Origin of the sequence: Halorubrum trapanicum, assembly GCF_017873555.1 — an archaeon.
In the GTDB taxonomy this organism is placed as follows: domain Archaea; phylum Halobacteriota; class Halobacteria; order Halobacteriales; family Haloferacaceae; genus Halorubrum; species Halorubrum trapanicum.
In genome coordinates this window covers 1-25,476 of the sequence record NZ_JAGGKE010000021.1, presented here as the reverse complement: position 1 = coordinate 25,476, position 25,476 = coordinate 1, and the positions used below count along the sequence as shown (strand labels likewise).

The 25,476-nt window shown below is 54.5% G+C and carries 11 protein-coding genes and 1 pseudogene; 5 read left to right on the top strand and 7 right to left on the bottom strand.

Annotated elements, in window-relative coordinates:
• Positions 1–137 precede the first annotated feature (137 nt).
• Entirely contained in the window at positions 138–959 is an 822-nt protein-coding gene (locus tag J2744_RS15065; RefSeq protein WP_004048671.1) for an IS5 family transposase, read from the bottom strand.
• A 104-nt stretch (positions 960–1,063) separates the two neighbouring features.
• Here J2744_RS15065 and J2744_RS15060 point away from each other — a divergent pair, with 104 nt between their 5' ends.
• From J2744_RS15060 to J2744_RS15045, 4 genes are all read left to right on the top strand, one after another.
• Entirely contained in the window at positions 1,064–2,797 is a 1,734-nt protein-coding gene (locus J2744_RS15060; protein WP_210114028.1) for a hypothetical protein, read from the top strand.
• Complete coding sequence (locus J2744_RS15055) at positions 2,794–5,757, top strand: AAA family ATPase (RefSeq protein WP_210114027.1); 2,964 nt, start codon at positions 2,794–2,796, stop codon at positions 5,755–5,757. Before J2744_RS15060 ends, J2744_RS15055 begins: the two co-directional genes overlap by 4 nt.
• A gap of 185 nt (positions 5,758–5,942) precedes the next feature.
• A complete protein-coding gene (locus J2744_RS15050) occupies positions 5,943–8,531 on the top strand; it encodes a PD-(D/E)XK nuclease family protein (RefSeq protein WP_210114026.1) in 2,589 nt (862 codons plus the stop codon).
• On the top strand, positions 8,528–11,389 hold the full coding sequence (locus J2744_RS15045) for a UvrD-helicase domain-containing protein (protein ID WP_210114025.1): 2,862 nt from the start codon (positions 8,528–8,530) through the stop codon (positions 11,387–11,389). Before J2744_RS15050 ends, J2744_RS15045 begins: the two co-directional genes overlap by 4 nt.
• Before the next feature lie 320 nt (positions 11,390–11,709).
• Here J2744_RS15045 and J2744_RS15040 read toward each other — a convergent pair whose 3' ends face one another.
• The 6 genes from J2744_RS15040 to J2744_RS15015 all read right to left on the bottom strand — a co-directional run bounded on the left by J2744_RS15040 (position 11,710) and on the right by J2744_RS15015 (position 23,645).
• Positions 11,710–12,585 carry a hypothetical protein gene (locus J2744_RS15040; protein WP_210114024.1) on the bottom strand — a complete coding sequence of 292 codons (876 nt, stop codon included), beginning with the start codon at positions 12,583–12,585 and terminating at the stop codon, positions 11,710–11,712.
• A gap of 64 nt (positions 12,586–12,649) precedes the next feature.
• Positions 12,650–14,803 (bottom strand): BREX-5 system phosphatase PglZ, encoded by a 2,154-nt coding sequence (gene pglZ, locus J2744_RS15035; RefSeq protein WP_210114023.1) that lies wholly within the window; start codon positions 14,801–14,803, stop codon positions 12,650–12,652.
• Positions 14,800–18,492 carry a hypothetical protein gene (locus J2744_RS15030; RefSeq protein ID WP_210114022.1) on the bottom strand — a complete coding sequence of 1,231 codons (3,693 nt, stop codon included), beginning with the start codon at positions 18,490–18,492 and terminating at the stop codon, positions 14,800–14,802. The genes pglZ and J2744_RS15030 overlap by 4 nt, the downstream gene beginning before the upstream one ends.
• Positions 18,485–19,111 (bottom strand): BREX protein BrxB domain-containing protein, encoded by a 627-nt coding sequence (locus J2744_RS15025; protein WP_006093017.1) that lies wholly within the window; start codon positions 19,109–19,111, stop codon positions 18,485–18,487. The genes J2744_RS15030 and J2744_RS15025 overlap by 8 nt, the downstream gene beginning before the upstream one ends.
• Positions 19,108–22,809 (bottom strand): hypothetical protein, encoded by a 3,702-nt coding sequence (locus J2744_RS15020; protein WP_210114021.1) that lies wholly within the window; start codon positions 22,807–22,809, stop codon positions 19,108–19,110. Before J2744_RS15020 ends, J2744_RS15025 begins: the two co-directional genes overlap by 4 nt.
• Positions 22,806–23,645, bottom strand: a complete 840-nt coding sequence (locus J2744_RS15015; protein WP_245203410.1) for a BrxA family protein — start codon at positions 23,643–23,645, stop codon at positions 22,806–22,808. The genes J2744_RS15020 and J2744_RS15015 overlap by 4 nt, the downstream gene beginning before the upstream one ends.
• 120 nt (positions 23,646–23,765) lie before the next feature.
• Here J2744_RS15015 and pglX point away from each other — a divergent pair.
• Positions 23,766–25,391: pseudogene (pglX, locus tag J2744_RS15010) on the top strand (BREX-5 system adenine-specific DNA-methyltransferase PglX); the annotation flags it as partial.
• Positions 25,392–25,476 lie beyond the last annotated feature (85 nt).

Sequence of the window (25,476 nt, the reverse complement as noted above, 5' to 3'; positions counted from 1 at the left end):
CAAGATTCTCTCGTCGAGACCGCTAGTGTAACCGCTCTGCCACAGAACTCAGGCTTCAGAAACAGCTAGCCGAGGATGCTTTGTGAGGTACTGATAATAGTCTGGACTGAACAGTGTGTGGAAACTATCTTGACCGGTCAGAGTGATCGGTCAAGATTGTGAATGAGACAGGCGATGGTGAGCTCACGGAATTGCTTCCACCATCGTCGTGAGCGGACGAACGCACCGTACTTCCGCTTGAGTGTTGAATTGACGGTTTCGGATTGACTTCGTTGGCCGTAGAGATTAGCCTCTAAGCGTGCGTTCCATGCCTTGTGGAGCGATGTAAACTCACGGTGCTTAATCAGTGGACGAACGTCGTGTTGACGGGCAAGTCGTCTGATTTTCTGGTCGTCGTACCCTTTGTCACCGAGCAGGACGTCAATATGCTCGAGATTGCGCTTGATCAACGACGGAGCAATCTGGCTATCGTGTTTTCGTGTCGTCGTCACGTGTAAATCGATAATTGCGTTCACCCTCGTATCGGCCAGTAGAGTCACTTTGAGTTGCTGAATCGTGAGTTCGGCTCGTTTCGTGTAGTGTTTCGAGGCGTGACTACGATCGAATCCTGACGCATCGACTCCAACGACGCCACTTGTCGGAAGTAGCGTCGCTGAGAGGGTCAATAAGACACGCCATACGGCCATATCAAGCCGATTGAACGCTTTACAGAGCGTTGATGGCGTGGGAAGTTCGACTAAGCCAAGAACACGACGGATGCGTGGCATCTCGATCAACTCGTCAAGCAGGCCACGATAGGTCGTATTCTTCCGAACTTTGAGGCACAGCAGAACAACGTGCTGTGGGAGTGTATAACGATGTTTGGAGAATTTTGAAGAGTATCGAGAAACCGCTCGGCGTGCCAGATTGATCGCCTTCTCTGTAAATCGGAGTAACTGTGACTTTGGGAGGGTGCTCATCTCGTCGAATTACAGGACGAACCTGTAACTCTCTGAGGATTTCAACAGAGCCGAAATTATATCACTCCAACATGATATAGGGTATCATAACTCACCTCTCACCAATGTCTGAGTCCGACCGAATTCGCGAAGCTGGAAGAATTCTCACTGAATTTGATACTGAGCGGTATGATGTATTTGTAGAGGAAGACTCGCAAAACATCGTTACGATTTGGCAACCACGCGGCAGGGTGGAAGACATCACTGTCTTTCCGAAACCAGTCGGTATGCAATCGAAGGCCGAATCGTTCCTCCAACGGGCGTCCGAAGAGGGTGCCCACCTCGCAGCAGCGCCGGAGTGGGCCTACAATATCGATTGGATCGAGGATCATGACGACTTCCTCTTCGCGAATGCGGGTCCACTATTTGTCCTTGGGTGCGCCCCCGTTCAAGTAGACGAAATGGAGACTCGGCTCACTGAATTGAATGAGAAGTACGACTGCTATTCGGCAGAAGGTGAGACTGATGAAACCCCTGCCGTGCCAGACGAACCGGGAGAATTCGTCACACCGACAATCATCCCAATAGCTGCGAATGCGAGGCGTGGTGAGGACAAAGACGCGTTATTTATCCAATTTAAGAACAAGCACATGAGCAGCCGTGCGAATGACGTCGAGCAAAAGAGGCTTTGCGAGGGCACAAAGATCTGGGGCTTCCGCTTTTTCAGCGGTGCTGCCGTTGTTCCGTGGACCTGCTCCGATGTAATGCAGAGAGAACTCAAGAATGAGGTTCTTACATTCTGCCAAGACGGTCCCTCGTATTCTGTCCATGTCCAATGCAACCCCGATCCATTCAACAAAACGTGGGTCAACTATCGAAAGGAACTCTTTGAGACTGAAGCTCAGGTGTCGTGTATCGTCGCAAACTGGGGGAGTGTGCCACCAATCGGCCCCTTTGGCTATTCCGGGATCTACACTACAACAGATAATTCAACTACGCTGGAGTCAGAGTACAACGACTCATACAAGCGAGGAGGGTTGGTAGCGACCCAGCCGGACATCGGATGTGAGTATCTCTGCCTCATCCCGGATGACATCGTAAGTACTGTCATATTCCGACGAAAAACAAACCCCGGAACGCCCAGTGGGTCGGCGGTGATGGCAGATCTCAAAGTCTCAACGACAGCTGTCTTCGATACAGCTGCAGATGAGTACCAACACAAAAATCCAGTCTATCCGGCGCCTGAACCGGATCCCTGCAAAGAGTGGCGAGAGCAGCTTAACACGACCCCACTCAATCGAGAGCTGTTGACCGCACTCCTTCGCGCAGAAATCGAAGCGGACAGTCTTCCAGAACAATTTCCCACCAACCGGAAAGTTTCTTGGGAATCTGTTGAATCCCTCAACGGCGAGATGTGTGAAGAATTAGGACATCTCTTGGAGAATCACCCACGCCGACGTGGTGCCGGTGAGATAACGCCGAGTACGAGGGATTCGCCTGAAACAATTGCCGAACGGCTAATGGAAGCACTCTCATTTGCAGAGGATGAAGCCGATATTGTCCTCAAGAACGCCTTCGACCGAACCGACGTTCCGGTCAACGCAGAATATCGGGTTGAACAGGTTCCCATCTGTTTGACGACGCTTCCCAACTCAACACCTAACAGTGAGATCGACCGAGCTCGCTGGTTCGTAGAGTGGTTGCGAGTAGACGGAGTCAAGTTCAAACCAGTTGCGCTGACTTCTAATTTCAGCTCCAGTAAAGTCAAGACACTGGCCGGATATGAGGACGTCTCTAATATGGTTCGTAATCCAGAGCGAGTCGATGCAACCGATGGATTGGAGGAGATCACGCTATGAACGGATACAACCGCCTTGAACGGCTATACGATGAAGAACACGTAGAACAGGTAGAGGGTTCGGACGAACTCTACAAAATCACACATCCTCGAAGAGGGTACGATGACGAGACGATCCTTGTTCGGTTTATACAACCAGATGACAACTTGGACGAGCTCGAAACGGAAGACAACCGTCAGCTCGAGGTTCTGTTCTATGATGATGAAATTCCGAACCAGTGGAATATCCAGCTTTTCTGGGCATACCCCGAAGAGATGGATATTGACGAATCAAGGCGTACAACGTTCGAGTCTAATACGCGATTTGCGATACGACGGTTTGTCGCTATTGACTCGTTAGATGCGTTTCTGCAACCGCTCCAAACAGTCATTCGAGATCTCGAATCGATGGAAGTCGAGTTCAACCGGGGGGAACTTATCCAGGAGATCCTCGAAGCAGATCTGGGTCTTCTCTTTGAGACCGACTCAACCAACCGGGATGAGCGGCTTGAAAAACTACGCAAAGGAAGTGATTTGGAGGCTGGACCCACGAAACCGAATTTGCCGAAGGGACCTGGGGGAATCATTGACTCAGTAGAATTGGGGCCAGAATTCCGCCGACCGGCTAGCAAGAGAACGCTGGATGCAAAGCCGTTCACACTTCTCTACGGACGGAATGGGAGTGGCAAGACTAGTCTTCTTGATGCGGCCACGCTTGGAATGGTTGGGCAAGTCCGAGGTGAGACTACTCAGCGGAGCTGGAAATATCGTGACTTGAATGTGACTCTCACAGGCAACGGAGACGGACCAATCCGGCTTTCGAATGACACGTCCGACGTGGCTGATCGGATCAGCGCCTGGTACGGCTTTCGACCAGAGGGTAAGGCAACACGTCACACCGAGTTCTATCATGTGAATTACCACGAAGCAGGGTCGACTACGCGACTTGCAGAACTCGATACGGACCTAGATATTGAACAAACAATCCGGCGTTCATTGTACGGTGAGCAGTTGTCGAAGGCCCGTAGTGAAAAAAGAGAGTTGGTAAAAGAAGCCGGTAGTCGGATTGAACAGGAAGAAAAGCGGATTGCGGAGTTGACTGCCGAAATCAGAGAATTGGAGAATAAGGCTGATCGAGCAGAGAACTTGTTTTCTACTGCGCGGTCAGCTCGCGAAGAACTATCGCCAGGGATGAGAGAATTCATTCCGACTCCTCCGTCGCGCCGCCATGACGACGAAGGAAGTGAGGACTCCAACGAAGAGTGGGTCGATACCTGGACAACCTGGGGTGAACGAGTTGCTAGGCTTGACGAGAGTCTTAAGAGTGCGGGCCTGAGCAGCGATGAGCCAAAGACGCCTGAAACGTTAGCATCCGAGCTGGCTACCGAAAAAAACCGAACAGAAACAGCGATTGAAACGCTTGAGGATATTGAAGAGTGGCAAAATAGGCAGAAGCAGCTAAGAGAACTTCAGGAAGAACTTAATAGTACACGCTGGGGAGAAACACCGCCAACTGTCGCATTCGTTGCAACCATCCTCTCAATTGAAGAATTCGAGATTTCAGATCTCCGCGCCATAGAGAAGGCAATCTCTGATGAAGGTCCTGAGTCAGAGGAGTCGCTCGAAAAATGGCGCACACGGGTAACAGCTGTTCTCAAGGAGGAGCTCGAAAGACTCTCTGACAAGAGAGAGGCGATTCGAGAGATTTCTGACCTCCAAGAGAGGCGTGAGGAGCTCTTAGACGAGATCCGCTCACAGACCGAGGAGTATCTTGATATTACTGACGAGGTTGCACACTGTCCAGCCTGTTATGTCGAGCAAACAGAAAAGTCGATTCGAAATCGAGAGCAGCCAGAGGATCTTCTTTCTTCGGAATCGGGAGTCCCCGATCAGTTACAAGCGGATATCGAACACATTGAACATGCACTCGAAGTTCTGGACCGACCCACTTGGGAATTGGTAACTGACAAATTCGAGACCCAATTTGGTGATGTTTGTCGTGCTGAAGACTTCTGGGGAGTGTTTGAACGAACAAGTTTTGAATCTCTACCAAGTGTGTCCGACGCTCACGTCACTAGGTTTGGTGAGGCGATCCGACAAAACCCGCTCTGGAATCTTAGCAGTGGAGAAGCTATTGAATTAGTGGAGCATAGCCATCAGAAAGTCACAGAGAAGTTGGAGTCACGGGAGAAATCCGTCGAAGACTTCGCTAGACCGATTGATGACGTTCAGAAAGCCATTCAGCGACTAAAAGATCGGCGTATAGAGCTTGACGCTGGCATTCAAATCCTCCAGGATCACGCAATCGGAGAACACCAACAGAACGAGTTTCGTGTGGCGGCTGATCGAACAGTGCTGCACACCGCCAAGTCGGAGTTCCAAAGCGATGCGGTCGTAGTTGAGTCAGTCGCGCAGATCAACGAGCAAATCGAGAAAAAGCAAACTGATCTGGACCACCATCAACACAGGAAGGAAGGTTATGAAGACGGCATTGAGCGATTACAAACCGTCTTCGACAAAGCGGGAGGCGACGAGAATCTCACAGCATACGTGCGGGAACATATGTCGGCAATAACGACGCTGTTTCAGGCGTTTCAACGCCCGTATCAATTCAATGAGGTGCAACTCAATGACGACGACGAAGTTCGTGTGATTCGCCGGGGGCAGGATGACCCGAAGCCAGAGCCGATCACTGATATGAGTTCAGGCCAACGGGCTGCCTTAGCACTCGCAATCTTCGTGACGAACAATCTCACCCATGCACATGCGCCGCCAGTGATGCTGCTGGATGAGCCGTTCGCACATCTGGACGATATTAACACGATTTCATTCTTCAACTTGCTCATTGAGCTGGCAACACGCCGAGATGGTGAGCAAGACCGGCAAGTAATCTTCGCGACTGCAAATGAGGACATTGCAGACCTGTTGGAGCGGAAGATTGGTGACTCGCCCAAATTTGACCGGACCCCCATTGAGGGATAGGCTTCGGTATCGATTATCCTTGTCACCCTCTGGACACTGAGCCTGCGCACGTGTTTTGTACTCCCACCATCTCACCGGGGCCGATTTTGTGCATTTCTCAGAGGCTATGGTGTTTCTGTGCTGATTCTATTCGAGTTGGTTGTCCCGACGACACATTTTTGAAACTCACCTGAGTCCGATAGTCCGTGTCAATTACACGAGCGAAGTCTATCGATTCTCTCTACGAGGAATGCAAGGATTTCGACCTTGTGCTCGTGCCGGATGCGCCGATGGCGAGTGCCCTGAACCGGCGTCTTGATCAACCCCACTTCGGCCCGTTCGCGATCACACCACGGCGTTTGGCTGCCCGACGCCGAGAACAGGCCGAGGATCGACTCGCGTTCCTCGAAATCATTCAGACGACTGACCTCAACTGGAAGGAGACGTCCTATGCGGTCGGGAACATCCTCCAGTGCTGGGAATACCAGGGAACGGCTGACGCTATTCTGGACTACGAGCAGTTCGCGACGACGGCAACGCACACTGCTGTCGACTGTATCTCAGAGATGGACACGACGTCTAACCGTCTCACTGAGTACAATATCGAAGCCGACACGTCGGTCGCTGTTGTCGGCTTCAAGCAGCTTACCGAACTTGAACGCTCGATCCTTCCCCCAGACTACGAGACGGTTGACCCGTTTACCGAGGAGTCATTCGATCATCCATCCTTCCGCATTCTCGACTCACCGGCCGCAATCGTCGACGCGGTCCTCGATACGGTCACACCGGAGAACGCCGATGACGTGGCTGTCGTCCTCGATGCAGCTAGTCAGTATTCCTCGCTCATTGAGTCGGCGCTGGAAGCTGCAGAGATTCCATATTACGGTGGTCCGGGGTTCAATGACGATGCTCGTCACCGCGCATTCCTACAGCTCCTTCGAAGTGCCCACGCTGGCCGGGATACACGAGTAGGCGACGTTCGACCACTCCTCACCCAGCTCGGGATGCCCGTCGACATTGAACACGACGAGAAGCGTCTCTACGACCTTGACCGCCCGGAAGTAGATTGGATCCTCGAGTTCCGTGATGAGATTCGGTCCTGCACATTCGAGGAGGTCATCGACGAATACGAAGCAGTCACGGACGCCTCTATCGACGCCTTCAGAGAGGAACTCGCGACGCTCGGCCTCCTCGACGACGCCGTCACCGAATCGGCAGTTGACCGTCTCGAGTTCTATCTGCAGTCGTACGAAGTGCCCGTAGATCGGGAGAACGAAGGTGTCCTCTTGGCAGATGCGAAATCGGCTGCTCACGTCGACCGCGCTGTCGTGTTCTATCTTGGCCTTGACGAAGGATGGACACATTCGTCGCCTCGTCGCCCGTGGGTCGATCGAGATCAGGAGTTCGAGCGGAACATCCGGCAGTTCCAACTCCTCCTGCAGAACGGCGTCGACCAGTACTACGTCGTGGAGGACACCGCTGGCGGAACGCCGGTCACCCCGTGTCTATACTTCGAGGAACTGTTCGACGAGGAGTTCGATCGATTCAGCGACTTGGACTCTCTGCGACACTCGCGGGCGTCTCGAACGACACAGGACGGATTCGAAAAGAAACCACTCGATGTCTCCTCCGAGGACGTCACCGTACTCAGCCAGTCGAGCCTGAACACCTACGTCAACTCACCCCGCGATTACTTCTTCAGTCGAATCGTCGACAACCCGGACAAGGATCACTTTATCGAAGGGAACCTGTTCCACGATTTTGCGGAGTTCTATGTCTCGCACCCGGATGTCGTCACGTCTGATACACTCGACGATGTAGCCGCAGTTATTCTCGACGAAGTCGACCCGTTCCTCCGGGGCGTCGATCGGGAGGTCCGACTCACCAAGTACCGCGTCGGTCTCCAGACTATCGTCGAATTCCTCGAGGCAAGCCCGCCGAAAGGTGATGGCCTGACCACGCCGAACAGTGGCTGGGGAGAGAACTTCTTCGCTGAGTATTACGACCGACCCATCGATGCGTCGCACACCGAACGCTGGTTCGAGAACGCTGATCTCGGGTTGAAGGGCAAGATCGACCTTGTTCACAGCCCGACCCGACTCCTCGACTACAAGAGCGGCTCAAAGAAGTCAGCATACTCAATTGTAAAGCATTCGGCCCTTGATCCACCGGGTGACAAACCCAACTTCCAGGCGTTGCTGTATCTCGCACACCAACGGACCGAGCGCCCGGACCAAGAACTGCGGTTCACGTTCTTCCACTTTCTCGAGACGCTCGACGATGTGGTGACTGGGGATGGATCTCTCGAGGACTGCCTCACGACGGTGGCGTATTATCCCGTTACGTACGAGGGATACATCGCGAGGCGAGACACGTTCACCGAACTGCAGGAAGACGCCGCGAACGACTGTAACAAGACCTTCTCCAAGGTGGCATACAAAGAGTACCTAGAGTTCTTGGATGTACACGAGTTCCCGGAGACGAGAGACAAAGACGAACTCATGGAATCCACGTTTGCCCGCCTCTTGACGGAACAGATGAAGGAGCGTGTTGGAGACTACAAGTACGTAAAGAAGGGCTGTAAGCAAGCCCTGAGACACTTGCTCCGTATTCGCAACCAGAACTATTTCACCGGCGATGTGGATGCATTCGAGCAGTTCGTCGAAGATCGCCTTTCGGAGTTGAACGACCGTCGTGCCGGTGATGAGCGCTTCCCGGTTCAGGGGCTCGGTGGCGATCCAAACTATCGGTACGTGGACAACCGCGATTGCATCCTAGAGGGTGAGTCACGATGACTGCACCAAACGACCAACAGGAAGACCTCATCGATAGCAAACAGGGCATCCACGTCGTCGACGCCGGCGCAGGGACTGGAAAGACGTTCACCGTCACCCGTCGCTACGCCGAAATCGTCGACCAAGACGATGTCGAACCTGAGGACGTCCTCCTTGTGACGTTCACCAACAACGCGGCGACGGAGATGAGAGATCGGATCGTCGCCAACTGTGACTACGGGATGCGTGAACTCTCGGACGCGCCTATCCAGACGTTCCACAGCCTCTGTCACGACATCCTCATCGAACACGGCTTCGAGGCACCGACGCTTCTCGGTATCGACGACCGGATTACGGGATCCACGCGCGTCCTCGAAGACGAGAACGTCGAGAAGCCCCAGTTCCGCGAGTTCGTCCGTCGGTTCAGCGACGACCACCCCGAATACGACGACTTCTTCCGCGCCGTCGAGGAGCCGGTCGAACTCCTCGGGTTGATCAATCAGCTCGCGGCGAAAGGTGTCTTCCCGACGGCTGATGGCTGGTATCGCAACGGGGAGCGGTATCTGGACGGCGACTTCGAGCCGTTTCGCGAGACCTTCGACGAGCTAAACCAGCCCCGAAACGACGGGAACAAGCAGTCGAAGCTTCGCTCGAAACTCGGGGGCTACGGGAACGACGAGTGCTACCTCCCGGACGCACCCGAGGAGGACGAGATCCGAGGCGGATGGGGTGAGAAGCAGGTTCCTGTGGCAGTCGCACGACTAGTGTTTGACGAACAGCGAGAGGACCTCAAGAACTTCGTTCACGACGTCTACCACGAGTACCTTGCGTTCGCGCTCAGTCGGAACTACCTTAACTTCAGCTTCCTCCAGCTATTTGCGTTCGTCCTGCTCTGTGACGACCATCGACTCCGCGACGATGTCGCGTTCGAGTACGTAATGATCGACGAGTTCCAGGACTCTAGCGAGATCCAGTTCAAACTCGCTCTCCTGCTCGCGAACACGAACAACGTCTGTGTCGTTGGCGACTGGAAACAGAGCATCTACTCGTTCCAGTATGCTGCCGTCGAGAACATCACTGAGTTCGAATCCCGGCTAGATCGGTTCGTCGACGAACTCAATGAGGACCACGAGCGAGTGTCGTGGGCGACCCGCCCGATCATCGATATCGAACTCGTCGAGAACTACCGGTCGACGCAGGACATTCTTGACTTCTCCGAGCACAGCCTAGTGACGCCCGCGGCGAGCACAGACGACGTCGACGAGACGGCCGTGCGAGATAGAATTGTGTCACTCTCCTCGAACGCCTCGCACGAGAACTCTCAGATAGCGGCGATTCAACACGAAGACGAACACGAAGCCGTTCTGACCAAGATTCAGGAGATCGTCGGGAACGATGCGTATCAGGTTGAGGAGGATGGGGAACTTCGTCTGCCAAAGTACGGTGACATCGCCGTCCTCACCCGGACTCGTGACTTCGGCCGAGAACTCCTCTCTGTCGCCGAGGCGTATGGGTTGCCGATGGCATATGAAGGAGGCATCGAGTTGTTCCGGTCTGACCCGGCGAAGCTTCTCGTGGCGTGGCTGCGAATCCTCGAATCCGAAGCGGAGCGGGGATGGGCAGTCGTGCTTGAGGAAGCTGGCTACACGCTTGACGAGATCAAACACGTCCTCGATAGCGAGGAGTACCCCACCAACATGCAGGCGTTCAAGTCCGAGCTTGCGTCACTGGAGACGGTCGGTGGGATTGCCCAGCGCGTGTTCTCCCAGTACGACTACGACGGGGCCTACGCCGACGTGCTGCTGACGACGATTCAGTCCGTCCACAGCGCGACGACATTGACACGAGGTGACCTCATCCGATTCATCGAACGCGGCATCGAGGACGGAAGCACCCACGAGGTCCACGCGAGCGCCGGTATGAATTCGGTGACGGTCCAGACCATCCACGCGGCCAAGGGACTCGAGCACCCCATTGTCGTGCTCGCGAACATGAACTCCCATTGCTTCCCACCGTCAGGCGGGAACAGTAACGCGATCACGTTCGACGATCCGATTGGACTACGCCAGCGAAAGCTCTACGCCGATGATCACGGGTATCCTTACATTCACGATAACTGGCGGACTGACGTCCTCCGGAAGTGTCTGCCGCGTGGATACGACGAAGAGCGACGCTTGCTCTACGTCGCGATGACGCGGGCTGAGAGCCATCTCGTGTTCGCTGCAGGCGAGAGCCCGAACACGTTCATTGAAGAGCTCCCGGTCGACCTCGAGGAGCTGGAACCCAACGTTCAGGAAGACGATATCGACGAGACGACGCAGGCACACTTGCAGATTTCCGTGCCGACGCCGGACGGCCCGGTCGGACACTCGCCGCACACGCTCATGCGCGACGATGTGTTCGAGGACGTCGACGACGGAAGAGGGGCCGCGTTCGGAACGCAGACCCACGAATTCGCTGAGCGGTACGTACTGGAGGGGGACGTCGAACCCTCGAACGACGACGAGCGTCACATCAAGTCGTTCCTGGACTCCCTCGATGGAGAACTCCGAGTCGAGGAGGACGCCTATCTCCCGCTCACTGTCGATGGCGAACAGGTCACCATCTCAGGAATCGTCGACCTCGTTCACATTCGTCCCGATACCGTCGAGATCATCGACTTCAAGACTGACCTCGGACGGCACGCTGAGGATGAGTATCGGAAGCAACTCAGCGTGTACTATCACGTGCTGAATGAGTGGTTCCCTGGCCGAGACGTGACTGCAGGTATCTTCTATACCGCCGAAGGGGATTGCGTTAACATCGACCCACTCACGAAAGCAGACCTAGCCGCACTGATTGGTCAAGAACAGCGTTCGGAAGCCAGCGTTGTCGAGTAGTCTTACCGCAAATCCAGATATCCCCTACAGAACGTCTTCGAACATGGTTGGACTTTGTTCGGGGACAAATTGTTCGACGGCAACGGATTCTTCAGAGTAGAACATCTGCGCACTCAGCACTGACCGAGGTGAACTGAGACTGTTTGATACTCGTCTGGAGCCATGCAAGCGTTTATACGGTAGAAGAGCCAAGATTAGGTTGACCAATGAGTCTTGATGAGGCGGTTGACGAAGCGCTCGCGACGTACAATATGTCGCGCAGCCAAGAGGCCGAGGAAACGGGCCGAACAGTCGCCACGCTCCAAGACTAACAGCGCCACTTATTCGAGGTTCCGAATCCTTTCAGCGAACTCTGCCTTCGATAGCCCTGGCGTTTCCTTCAGCTCTGGATATCCTGCCCGTTCGACGGCCTCCTTGACGAACTCAATCCAGAGTTCTTCGTGCTGCTCCGCATAGACGATCTTCGCCTCACTCGGGTACATATCCAGCTCGTATGCGGTCAAGTCGATTTCGACCGCGTGTTTCCGCTCAAGTGTTCTCGCGCCGAAGCGGTACAGGTGCTTGAAGAGGACGTTCTTCCGTCGAACGGTCAACAGCCGCTTCGATTCGTTGATGTACTCATTAACCCACTCCCGCCAGTCGTACGTCTCTGAATCGACTTCTATAGACGTTTCCGGCATGGAGAAGTTCGGATTCAGACGCCGGAGGTAGAACTGAATCAGTGCGACAGCCGTCCGGTGGTTGGCGTTCGGAAGTGCGTGTTTCAGAATCAGGTTCGAGGCGAGTCGGCCTGCAACGGCTGTTGCTGAGCCCTCCCACGACGTCCGATCAAGCGCGTCCGGGAGCGCGTCGACGTCGATCTTCTTGTATGCCTCGACAGGAACGCCTTCTTCCTCCTCGTTCTGAGCGATGAGGGCGCGGTAAATCTCGAGCAGACGAACGACGATGGTGCTGTTGTCCTCGCTCATCTTCGCGAGTGACTCATTCAGATTGAAATCGATCTCACGAACAGGCCCACCGCCGACGCGGGACGTATAGACGACGTAGAATTCTTCGTCGATATCGTATGCTTGGACCTTCACTGCGACGTCGTCATCGTAACCGACGATCTGCGAGACGATTTCAACAGGATCCGGATGTACGAAGTCAAGAGAGAACTGCTTGTCACCGGGATGGTGATAGTAGACGTGGCCCATCTGCGTACACAGTACTCATCTGCGCTTATTAATCAAGTTCACGAGCGAATTGTCTCGCCGTGTGCTATTCTTTCTCGACTCGGAGGAAGTTCAGCATGCATTCCTGCGGAAGGATCCCACCGTGGTAATAGCGGGCGTCGGTAAGCCCACTTTTGCTGTTGTACTGTCGAGGTTTGGCGAGCAATCGAACTGACGTGTTCAGATATTCTGTCCCGGGTGTCTGACCCGTGACTCGGACGCCTGTTCCGGCGTCCTCGATGTCGTCTCCAGCGATTCGCCGATATTTGACCTCTCCATCTCCGTCGTAGCTAGAAATCGATTCCATTGTAGTCCCCTTCGGCAGCAGGACGAATCCGTGATCCGTCACGACGTAGATTCGATCCCAGTTTTCGTTCTCTAGCTTCTCTGTAATCAGATCGTAGAGTTCGTCGATGTAACTGGTGAAGTGACTCTCTGGATTGTCGAGTTCATTCTCACCGATGTCGTCGATGTCCTTGTCGTAGTAGGCGATTTGGTGGTGTTGCCACCCGGAATTGCGATCGTCCGGTACGTCCCATCCCTCTCGTTCAAGGACTTTCACTCGGTTTCCTTTGTTGTCGAGACGCTGGCCACCTCGTTCGACAGAGAGCTTCCCGTTCCGGAGTTTGACACGGAACCTGTGAGCTCGCCCCGGTGTGAGTGCAGCCATCCCGAATTTGGTCTCTGATGGAAGTGTGCTAACTCTGGTCTCTTCGGCGATCGAATAGTCTTCTCGAAGGCGGTTGGCCAGCTCCCGAGCGAGGTCTAATCGCAGCGCATCAATCAGAAACAGGGCGACTGTTTCCCCTGTTGCGAGATCCTGCTCGTTGTCAGTCCACCACTCGTAGGCAGCGTCTTTCCCCGCCAGAGGCGATCCAGCACTGAACGAACTGACTACTGCCTCGCTCATCTCCTCAAGATAGTTCATATACCGCGTCTCCAAGAGCTCGGCGCGAATCTCAGGGAGCGATTCCGTCGCCGGGTGAGAGTTGAGGAGTCTCTCTTGCTCGGGTTCACCTGTGATCTCGAGTTCCAACACCCCATAGTCGATCTTCCAGGTTCCGTCTTCCTGATCGGCATACTGGTCGAAGGGGTCGAACGACTGGGACCGCTCTTCCCAGGCTGCAAACCGCAATTCCAACTCGGCTACCTGTTCGGCTTGTTCCCAGAGCGTGGTCCAGGGAATATCGTCCGGATACACCCCGAGGGCTTGTTGGCGTTCGTTCGCTCTTTCGATACATTCCGTGTACCTCCCCTCTTCTAATGATTCGAGCCAAGCATCCCACAGAGCTGCATCAAGCGCCCCATCAACCGGACAGGCCACGAGCTCCCACACATCGTCAGATGCTTCGATTACATCCCCCCAGTAGCTCTCGCTCAGATACCGCTCTGCCAACCGCTTGCTCTGTCGGGAATCGACAATCCGTTTTAGTGGGTTGATATCGCCAAGGGTGCTACCCACTTTTCCATATCCCTCGGGGAAGGCGTCGACATCCATTCCCTCGGCGACTAGCCAGCGGGCAACGGCCCACTTCCAGACGACGTCCTCGATCTCCTCTGGTGTTTCAGCACTGTCTGCAGGAGCGACGTGCCTGTCTTTCAGTGATTTTTGCACTCGGGCGATTGTCTCGTCATCCCGGTCAATTTCTGGCCATCCTCCTTCGAGGAGATGCTCTAAAATCTGCCCCTCCCCTTTGGTGATGATCTCACCGATTAGATCTCCGTAGCGTGGGATTCCACCGCTCCCAAACTGATTCTTGATTACCTTCGCCGCAGTTTCGCGATCAGATTCCGTTCCTCGTTCAATATCGTAGATATCCCAGGGGTTTACCTCATACAACTCGGCAGTCAGCTGTTCGATTGTGAGTTCGATTTCACCGCCTGTTTCACGGATGTCTCTGAACCAGTCCCGCTCAATCATCCCCTCTTCTGAATCTTTGACTGTTTTCGCTTCCGGGATGTACCAGACGTGGGGCGATTCCGGTTCTTTCACTGCGGTTCTCCTCAGTTCGAGAGGGAACCGTTCTGCCTCCGAGAACCTCACTCCAATCTGGTCTGCAGCAGCACGGACAACCTCCCGGAGATGGCCCCCCTCGTCCCACCAGACGACCCGAACTGCCGTTGCGTGTTCATCAGGAAACTCATCCTCGAGATGGGCTTTCGCTTGGTTTTCGAGTGTCGTAGTTGGTTGCGACTTCATCGGTCTCCCTCCTCTGTATCGATAACCACAATTGTTCCGTCACCTGGTTCTGTTACCTCTGCCCAGAGCTCGTCGGCAGAAGGCCCATCGTCATCTTGGTCATCATCGTCTTCATCATCCTCATCATCGTCCTCTGACTGGAGCTTTGCATCGGCCTGTTTCACCAACGCTTCTGCTCGAGACGGTGTGACGAGGTCTGGTCCACTTAGCGCACGCTTCACCTGCTTCGTGATGAACGCATCAGAATGTTCTGAGTTGAGTTCCTCGTACCGAGATTCGAGCTGATTGTAGAGAGGACCATTTGGTTGATCCTCGAGTAGTCCCCGTGCCTCCTCAAGCTGGCTAGCTTCGCTGACTGCGTTCCCGGATGCGATATCGGATTCGGAGATGTCATCCGCGGATGCAGCGATCTCATCGAGTTCTCTGAGTGACTCGAAATTCACTCCTGAAATTGTCTCGGTGACGGTATCGATTTCTACGATTATGTCTTGATCCAGTAACGCTTGCTCGACCGCTGAACAGAGCTCCGAGATCGAATCCCCCTCGGGTGTGGTTCCCGTGAGAAGGTGGTAGAGCTCACTAATCTGGGAGGTACGGAAGTCCTGAGCCTCTGTCTGGAGCTTAGTGAGACTCTCCTTGGAAGGGATGCGTGACCCATCGACGGCGTCCTCCATCTTGTAGGTAATCGCAGCATCTGGGTACAGTGATCGCATCGTCTCGAGTGTGCTGTTGAACTCATCCCAGAGCGGCTCCTCGCCCTCGAATAATGGTTCAGCTTTGTGGAACCACTCTGCCTGCGTTGGTACTGGCGATTCAGTCAGTACTGCATCGTCAGGTTCACCACCTGCCATCCCTGGTTCTAATGCGTCACGGAGCGCATCCAGTGTGATTTCTTCGTCAAACTCGAGATCCACACGAGCACAGATGTTCCGAATACCCGAACTATTCTTTTCTGCCCATGATGCGAGATTGGAGAGCCAAGCGGTCGGATCGTTCCCTTGTGGAGCGAATCCTCGGAGAGACTGATAGACCGCTTTTAGATTGCTACTTCCCTCAATGTCCACGGGATCGAATCCAATATCGATGTCACGGATATCGGAAAGACGTCGCATCACGCGACCGATTTCGCCCGGGTCTTCGATACGGACCCCATCACGTCTGATCTCGATTTTGTTTGCTGCGGCGAGCGTGATCAGAAGCGCGGCTAGTGCCTCGCGTGGCGTCCCGAGATATTTTCCCCGCCGACCAGCGATTTCTTCGAGGACAGTCTCTCCACTCACTAATTCCTCTCCAGCGTAATCGTTGAGGAACTCTTCAGCCCACCCATCACTAATCTCTCTCGGAACTGTCTTGACCCCGAGCATTTCTGCGTCGTCACTTGAGAACGGCCACGTACCATTTCCGTTGAAGAACTCGAAGAGGGTCCGAGCGTCGTCAACCTCCTGCAGCCGTGTATCGAGTGTTTTCCTGTTCTCGAATTTCTCTCTGACAGCATCAGCGAGCACACTATCGATGTTGCTTAGATACGTCCCTCGCGTCGTGTTATGGTCCGGTGTATAGAGCTTCGCGCCATAGAGGAGTTCCTCGATCTCGTCTTCGACGGTCTCCTCTTCCTGTTGTTGCTCGATACGGAGTTCTGCGCTAGCCCCCGGCTCCAATAACTTATCCAACGCAATCAGATGCCGAATACTCTCGCGAAGGCCCTCTGAAAGCTCAATAACGATAAGGACGTCTTCAACGCCTTGGTCACCAACGTTCGCCTCCTGCCATCTTGTTCGTGACTCTTCTATTGTATCCGGGTCAGCCGCTAGTACCCTGGCAACTACACCATCGAAACGAGGTTCCGGTGAGGAGTCGACTTGGTCTAATACAGTGTAGCGGAACGTATACGGGGCGTCGGAGATCCCATCGATATTCCGCGTTCGGAGTGAATCATCCGCGGTCAACCGACCACGATCCGCCTCCCGAAGAAGGTCCTCAATATTGTACCGAACTTGATGTTGAGGAAGCCCTGCTGCCTCCCGGTGAATCTGATCCCAGAACTCGACAATCTCCTTCGACAGGATTCTATACGTCTGCGGTTGGACACTCTCGTCGGTTCGAACGAAGTTGTCCTCCATCAGCGCTTTGAGGGCTTCCTCAACATCGCTTTCGAGCTGATCGATGTCAGTATCTACTGAGCTAACCAGCAGCCGTGTGATGTTCTCCTTCGTTGTTGGGACGGCGTCGACCTGGCCAAGGAGATAGAGAACTTTCGCGACACTCACCCCCATCTCGTCAGTCGTGTTCTCGACTTTCTGGATCTGGTCCTTTGCCCACCCTGGAATGTCCGTTGTTTCGCGCTCAATCAAGTCATAGATTTCATCCCACGCAACGACCGCTCCAGGCTCTTTCTGGGACCAATCAAAGCTGGTGAAGAGAGAACGAACGAGAATCAGCAGCGCTCGTCCCTGAACATACTCTCTGTCCACTTCCAAGTCTTCTTTTTTGAGACTCTGCATGACCTCGCGGAGCAACCAGAGGTCGTGTTCACGGAAGGGATACGCCTCTACGGGCTCTCCGACGTCGGTGTATTCTGAAGCGTCGGCAAGTTCTAACTCGAAGTCAGGAGCCCGTTCGAGCAGGTCGTGTACCGTGTTCGCCCCGGAATCTGACTTTCGGAGCCACCGCTTTCTGACTATGATCTCTGTATCGGCACCCCGGAGCGGAATTTCGTTCGTGTACCACGCCTCAGGATCGACCTCTCCCATGAAATCCTGCTGCATGTCCCGCAGCGACCACTGTCCTGTTCCCAAAATTGGGGGGTTAATGTCGGCGATGAGTGTGTCGACCGTCTCCAGGAACTCTCGATAGCGGTGTTGCTGGTCACCGACGTAAATGGCGACTTCGTCGAGCCCGATGAGGAACTCGTACGTTTCGCCTGATTCCTGTAAGTAGCGCTTCGTTCGGTCCAGCCGTTCTACGAGTTCATCGGGTGTGAACGCCTCAGTACTGATCCGTCCTGTGGCTTGCTCGATTGATTCCCTGACGCCATCTTTTGTTGCATAAGGCGTGCCGTCAGTCCCGTCCATCTCGGGAAGTGCTTCATAGAGCCATGGACGGAGCGCAGCCTTGTCTTGTGCTGCCTCCTGTATCGACATTCCATCGTGTTCTACAGAGCGTACGGCTTCCCAGAGCCCATGCTCGACCTCTAGTGTCCACGCCCACTCGAGTAGCCAGAGTGGGTCAGTCGGGTAGTTGAGCTGATTCCCCAGCTCCTCGTAGATCAGGAGAGAGAGCGTTGAGTCACGAACCTTGTCCCGGTCGAGGAGGTTCATGAACAGGGGGACCAAGTGATCGATGTGGGACGAATTGAGCCGGTCTCTGAATTCCTTGAACCCAGAGAATTGGCTCGATAGCTTTGGAGCGACTGTTTCGAGCCCCTCGATCTCGCCAGTCGCGATTCCGATCAGCTTCAGAAGGTGCGTTTTCCCGGATCCGAAGGTGGCATGGACGTACCGGAACCGTGGCTGTGATCCTGTACTGTTGACGACCTCTCCAAGTTCTGTGAGTACCTTTCGAGCGCTATCAGTCTCGTAGAACTCGTCGATGTCGCGTTCGGCTTGGCCGACTTCGTTGACTTTCTGTACTTCTTCGAGTTCTCGCGTCGGCGAGCGAGCAAACAGTGATTCAAGTGTCGTATCAGTCATCGAGATACACCTCCGTGATTTTCTCGTCGATTCTGTGGGCTGGGTAGTAGTGGCGCGCGTCCTCGTTGAAGAAGCTCAATTTCCCGCCTCTAATCGAACCCGGGAACGGGATTCCGATTGTAGTATTCACGTTTCGGCGGTCCATCTCATCGAGCAGCTCTGAGGCGCGGGTGAACGGATAGAGGCTTCCGAGGTTCACCAGCAGAAGGATATGCTGCTGCGCGTTCTCGCCTTTGAGTTGTCCTTCGACGAGTTTCCCGATGAGTTCGTCAGCTAGACTCGTTTCGAGTGTCTCCGTTACTGCGTTCGTGGTGGTCCGCTCAAGAGGCCCGAGATCGAGTGTGGTTTCGAAAACACGCGTCTCGGGCATCAGGTGATCGAGCCGAACACACTCGACTGTGAGTTCGTTGCCGGCCTGGTTCTCGATGCCAGCCCAGTTCGTCAGTGTATCTGGTGTTTCGGGGTCTGCCCACTGAACTAACCGTTCCGTCACCCGGTGTTCAACAGATGGTTCGACTGGCACCATGACGAAGGGATTTCGAATTCCTCGCCGTTCGCCACTTGCGAAGTCGACCAATTCCTCGGTAAATCTCTTGAGCGGGTTTCGCGTCGACGTCATTTGATAATCACACCTCCATCGATCTGTTCGATCGTCGGCTCCCTCGACTTCACGAGACGCTCAAATTGGCCCTTGAGTGCAGACTCATCGCCGAATAGCACACCTACGCCTTCGATTTCCTCGGGTCGAGTCCCACCGACCAACTGCTCTACAGTCTCGTACTTTTCTCGATACGTGTCGACTCGGTCCTCAGTGAGGCTGTCCCAATCCGTCGTTGAGGATACCGTCCCGAGCGCTCGTTTCAATGTGCGTTCATCATGAGTTCCTGGTTCCCGGTTCGTTAGCGCACTAATGCAGGCTTGGATGCTTTCATGGGTATCTTTGAAGTGCCGAAGTGGGCGGAGATATCCGGACTGGAATCCATCGTGAACGCTGTGCTCAGGCAGCTGTAGGGGCGGGATCAGCCATTGATGTCCCTCGAGTTCCGTCACTAGTGATTTCGCGTTGGTCTCTGCCACTTGAGCCGACCAATCCTCTTCAAGCGCTGAGATTGCGGTCAACCGGGCATCCAGAGACTGATCGAAGGACTGCCAACCCTCCTGCGTCCACCACTCCCGACCAGACTCGTTTTCGAGCTGTTGGCTCAGCTGGTCCAGTGCGTCGTAGAACGATTGGCTAAGCCAGTCAATCTCCAGATCTCTGAACCGCAGCAGCCCGTCGAGTTGTAAGAGGTAGGATTCCCTGGATTCCCATCGATCCTCAACCCCGGTCAACCACTCTTCGTCACTCGCCACTTGATCGATTATCTCTTCCCAGTCCGTATCGTCAGCAGCGATCGCGTCGGCGCGAGATTTAGCGCTATCCGCCAGTTCAGAGAGCGCATTACTGAATGACGCAACCAGAGAGACGAGTGCATCGCTCTCTAGTTCAGTCTCTGTACTGACTTCTGTCGTCTCTGCAAGCGTGCGCGCTTGCCTCTTGACCGACTCATTCAGTTCTTCGAGGGCCACGATTCCCTCGTCGACCGTTTGAATCGGGTCGATGATTCCCGCATCAATGAATTGTTCCTTGAGCGACGTCGACGACGGTGCCGTACGCAGCTTGATCTCCATCTGTTGAGAGAGCGTCAACAGTTCATCCGCGGAGAGAGCCTCTCCGTCCTCTGCAACGGGACGGAACTCCCCTGCGCGACACAGCCCCCAGAGGACCGCTGTTACTGCAGGTTTGACCTCTCCATAGAACGGCGTCTCCTCGGTGATGTTCTCGAAGAGCGCTGGCAGACCCATCTCGTTGTCATGGTCAACCAGCGTTCGACCGACGGCGCCTCGGATCTCTTTCGCAATCGTCCCCATCGTGGATACCTCCGCATCTGGCGTTGGAACATCGATTTTCTGTGCCCACTCCGGGTACTCCTCGTCGTCGTTGAGTCGCTTTAGCTCCGAGAGGTAGCTCTGGTCCACCTCGAGCATGACGGGATGGAAGAACGAGGGATAGGCACGGTTGATGCACTCTTTGACCGCAGACTCGAGACCACGCGGTTCCTGAGATTCAACCTTGTACGAGCCATCTTTGAGCGCGCTCGCGAGCTTACTTTTCACCCTGTCCGCTGCATCGTCGACGTCTCGGGCTATCGTATCGGGTGTTTCCGTCTCGGCAGTCGCTTCGTGGAACGACCACCACTCGATGAGCTGGCTTCGGAGATCATCCAATCCATCCTCCTTGACCGACCAGTAGATCGTTCCCTCGTTGACTTTCTTAGAGTCGACATCAGGTCGCACGCCCCGGATAACCACAGTGGCTTCGAGGGCACCCTCGTGTTCGTCCACCCCATCTAGTGGTTGTCCATCGATGGAGAAGTTGTACGAGATTGGGTAGTTGTCGCCGTCCCCACCGTAGGGAACCGACGTTGGGAGATTCAGACGAGGGCTGATGTCCGCCCAGAGTTTAGTGTCGAAAGCGGCGATAATCTCGTCCCAATCTGGGTTCTTGCGGTTCTTGCGTGCCTCTTCGATGATCTCTCGTTCCTCTCGATCCGTGATTCGAAGGAGAGGACCGTCCTCGGCCGTATTCGGCCTGATGTACTTGTCGAGGTTCTCCAGTGAATTCTGGACCTGGTTTCGGACGGTCGTCCGCGGCTGCCCGTTGAGGTCGTCCATCACCGCCACCGCGATGTTGGCGTCGTTCTGTGGGACTGAGTCGGGCACGTACGAGAGGAGCAAGACCGCTTTTGCGACCTTGAGATCGAAGTCAGTCGTGTCTTCGTCGGCTTCGATCTCCTCCAAGACCTCGATCTCGTTGGGGATGATGTCCTCGAGCTCGTACCGAATCAGGTCATAGAAATCGACGAGGCTGATGAGGGACAGCTCGTCTTTGCTTTCGTCGCGCATCCATCGGTCTCGGAGTCCGGCAACGATGGCGAGAATCGCTCTCGCTGTCCCAGAGAAGATCGACTTCGTCGAGTCGGCCAACTCGTTCCGAAGGTTCGAGAGTATCTCCAGGAAGAGTGCCGGCTGGTAGGGCAGGAGCGGATAGAACTGCACGAACTCCTTTTCCTTGACTCGATTGAGAGGAGGCTCTGTGTTCTGCCCGACCTCTGAGTAGACGAACGTAGATGTCGGATGTATCCGCGCCGTCAGTGCTTCTGACTCAACCCAATCTGTTCCTGCTTCGGTCTTCTCGAGGAGGCGACGCTGAACGATTTCCCCGACGTGATGACTTGGCAGGTGGTACTGGTGGGGGAACCGGTCTTTGAGAATCCCGAAGTCGAGTTGCTTCGCGGCAAGTCCTGGTCGGACGTCCTCGATTTGGGACTGCGCCGTCGCGACCATCTGGATGTTCCCCTCGCCGATCGTATCGATACTCTCTGCGAGCGCGTTGAGTTCCGAGAGACGCTGGTAGTCCCCACCGATGAAGAGCGTCACCTCGTCGACGAGGAGGACGATCTTTACCGGCTTCTCAGACTCCGTCTCGAGGTCTTGCCGATACGACTCGACGGCTTCGACAGCCATCCGCTGTCCGATATCCTGGCGTTGGATGTCCGCCAATCCATCTGCAGTTCCTGTCTCTCGTTCGACGAGCTCCTCTAGAACGAGATCAGAGAGGGTTCGGTACTGTTGGACGTCGTCCCACGAGTACTGGTCCGCGTTTGGAACGCCTTCGTCTTTGAGAACCTCTTTCGTGAGTTCGTCACGCTGATCCCACGTTCCCTGATTCTGGTACCACTCCTCGAAGAATGCGACGTCGAGTCGGTTCGAGAGGCCTCGCGCCTGATAGACTGCTTGGAGAATGATCTCACTGAAGCTTTGTTCCCGGACGCTCTGGTACTTCAGGAGGTTGATCGGGAGGGGGACAAGACGGTACTCGTCGAGCATCGAGGACCATGTCTCGTAGAGGTCGCTGTAGGTACTATCTGAATCCAACCGATTCCAGACCTCCTTTCTGTCTTCCTCTTCGAGATCTGCAGACGCGGTGAGGAGGTTGAGGACGGTCAGCAGGTGGCTCTTCCCGCTACCGTAGTACCCGTAGAGCCAGTGATTGGCTCCTTTCCGCATCTCCTCGTCGTGGCCGTGAATTCGAGTGAAGAAGTCCCGAAGGAAGTCCTCTGAGGCATCTGTGATGTGGTAGGTGTCGAGGTAGTGGCGGTAGAGCTGATCGCGATGAGCGGCTCTGTCGTCGTCCTCGTCGAACTTCCGGTCGATACGAATGGACTCCTCGAAGGTCGCATCCTGCTTCTCGAACAGGTCGTCCATGGAAGTCATGCCGACCCCTCCGCGAGCATCGTGTAGAAGTCGTCGACGGGTTCGAACCAGACGCGACTCCGGGCTTCGTGGTGTGTCCAGCCCTCATATCCGGCCAGCCGCTTGCTCTGCGGTTCCCAGTACTCTTCGGACTGGAACAGGTAGAGCCAGCCAATCGGCTTCGTGAGCCACTCGTCGCCGTTCTGAGCCCAGGAGTAGTAGGCCGCAACCTGGAGGGGAACGTCGCCGACTTTTGGGGGTTGACCGGCGGTCTCAGTCTTCCCTTCGAGCACACCGATATCACGAAGGGCAGACCTGAGTCCCTGTATCCATCGTTTCTGTGTTGATTCCGAGTACTCTAGCGGCTCGCCAGCTTTGTCGCGAAACTCGTCGAGGATGTTGAGAACAGTATCCGTCTCAAAGTTGAGTGCGGAGGGTCCTTGTTTCATCAGTCGGCGGAGGTACTCGTGGACGACATAGCGGGCCAGGCCGTCGTGGTTGACGAGATAGAGGAAGAGGACCTGTGCCTGATCGCGTTCGTTTCGACATTGGTCCAAGATCTCTGGAAGCACCGGGACCGATGGAAGTCCTTCACCTGCTGACTGAAGCCGTGCCCGAATAGCGATAAGGGGCTTTTCAGCGCTGTTCCGGCTGCTTCGGTTCGCGACTCGCTCGTCGTACCAGATCTCCTTGACCGACGTCCAATCGAGTTCGTCCGCGTAGAGAGATGCGATATCGTGTGTTCTCTCGGCTTGGAGCCCGCAATGAGTCAAATCCGTAGTGATCTTCGATTCGGGGAGTCTCCCGATGAGAGACGGGAGCCATGAGTCCAACTCCCCGTTTCGACCTGTAGCCATACTATGACGAGACCGTGGTATCTACTTAGAAGTTCTTGTGCAGATTTCTGGGCAAATGAACGGACCGCAAGGGAACTTTGATGTGGGCTCATTAAGAGGTAGGAGACAAGGCGGTACATCATGTCTGGACAATCTTCTCTTGAGACGAAAGCCCAACTGGACAAATCAGAGCGTGAGCATCTTGAAGACGTCGTCACAAACCTTCGGGAGACTGTTGAGGCAGATATTAGGTATCAACTTGAATACACTTACGAATTAGATCACGAGAATGGTGGACAGGATCTCGCTGGCGAGGAAGCCGAAACTCGTACAGAACTCGTCAAAGCTGTCGAACGCGAGGACGGCGATAAGTCGTGGGAAGACAAGTTTGAGCAGTACGTGATGGGTGTGGGCTACACGGTTGTCAACCGTCTCACCGCTCTGCGTTGCATGGAAGTGCGCGGATTCATCGACCGCCCTGTAACCCAGTTTGGAGATTCTGGAACCACTCCCGCAGCTGAAAAGCTTGAAAATGAGCAGTATCTTTCTCCTGACGAAGCGAAAATCCAGGCATATGACGAGGCTTGCCGCAGACTAGCTGACGAAATAGAGATTCTTTTCGATCTCAAATCGCCGTACAGTATAGTTGATCCTGATGTCGACGCTTTTGAAGATCTGTGTCAGCAACTAGATGATGTCCCTACGGAGGTTTGGCGAGCTGACGACGTGCTTGGTTGGGTTTACGAGTACTACAACCGACCTCTCGTCGAGGCGCTTGATGCCAAAAACACCCTAGAACCAGACGACGTAGGGCCGGCAAATCAATTCTACACTCCTCACTGGGTTGTTCGGATGCTGGCTGACAATAGCCTTGGAAAACTCTATCTGGAAGCAACGGGCCAAGAATCCTCAGTTCCGGGGTCTGAATCACTCTCTGTGGAGGAGCGGAAGAACCGTCTTGTAACGCCTGAGGAGTCTCCTGACATTCCTAACCTGAGTACGTATCTCATCCCCGATGATGAACCCCAGGACGCTCCTTCTTTTGATGATCCTTCAGAGATTCGCGTTATCGACCCTGCCTGCGGGAGCGGCCATTTCCTGCTATACGCGTTTGATATCCTTGAGCGTATCTGGTGGGCTGAACGTCCAGATCTCGACCGCGGCGAGATTCCAGCTAAGATTCTCGAACACAACCTCTACGGTGTCGACATCGATCTTCGCTCCTGCCAGTTGGCAGCTTTCAATCTCTATCTAAAGGCCCGAACTCGCGCAGAGGAAGAGGGCATCGGCGACTTCGAGATGCCGAATGTGAATATCGTCTGTGCTGATGCCCGAGTCGCTGAAGTTGAGGAGGCTATTGAGGTCCTTGACCAGATCACAGGTGAAGGAACTAGGGTTAGAGAAGCTCTCGATGAGATAATAACGGAGTTCCAAACCACTGAGGCGCTTGGAAGTCTTCTCGACGTCCAAGGGATGCTTTCTGATGAATTTATGCAGGAACAGACCGACCTCATGAGGTGGAACGAGGATGGTCCACATACACTGAATGCATTTCTGAAGCAGTTAGAGGAGGCTGTTGAGGAGCGGACCTCTGATACCTTTGGCGAGCAAGACCTTCGAAGTTTCCTCAATTTACTAGTGGTGCTGACGCAGGACTATGACGTTGCCCTGATGAACCCTCCATACGGTTCGGGAGGTCGAATGCCTGACGGCGTACAGGAGTACGTTGATGAGCATTACAAGTATACGACGGAATATTCAGTACATCACAAAGCCGGTTAGTTGAGACGTCTGCTTGCTGAAGGTGTGTCTAATACCAAGCAAGCAGACGGTGAAATCCACGAGGACCAGC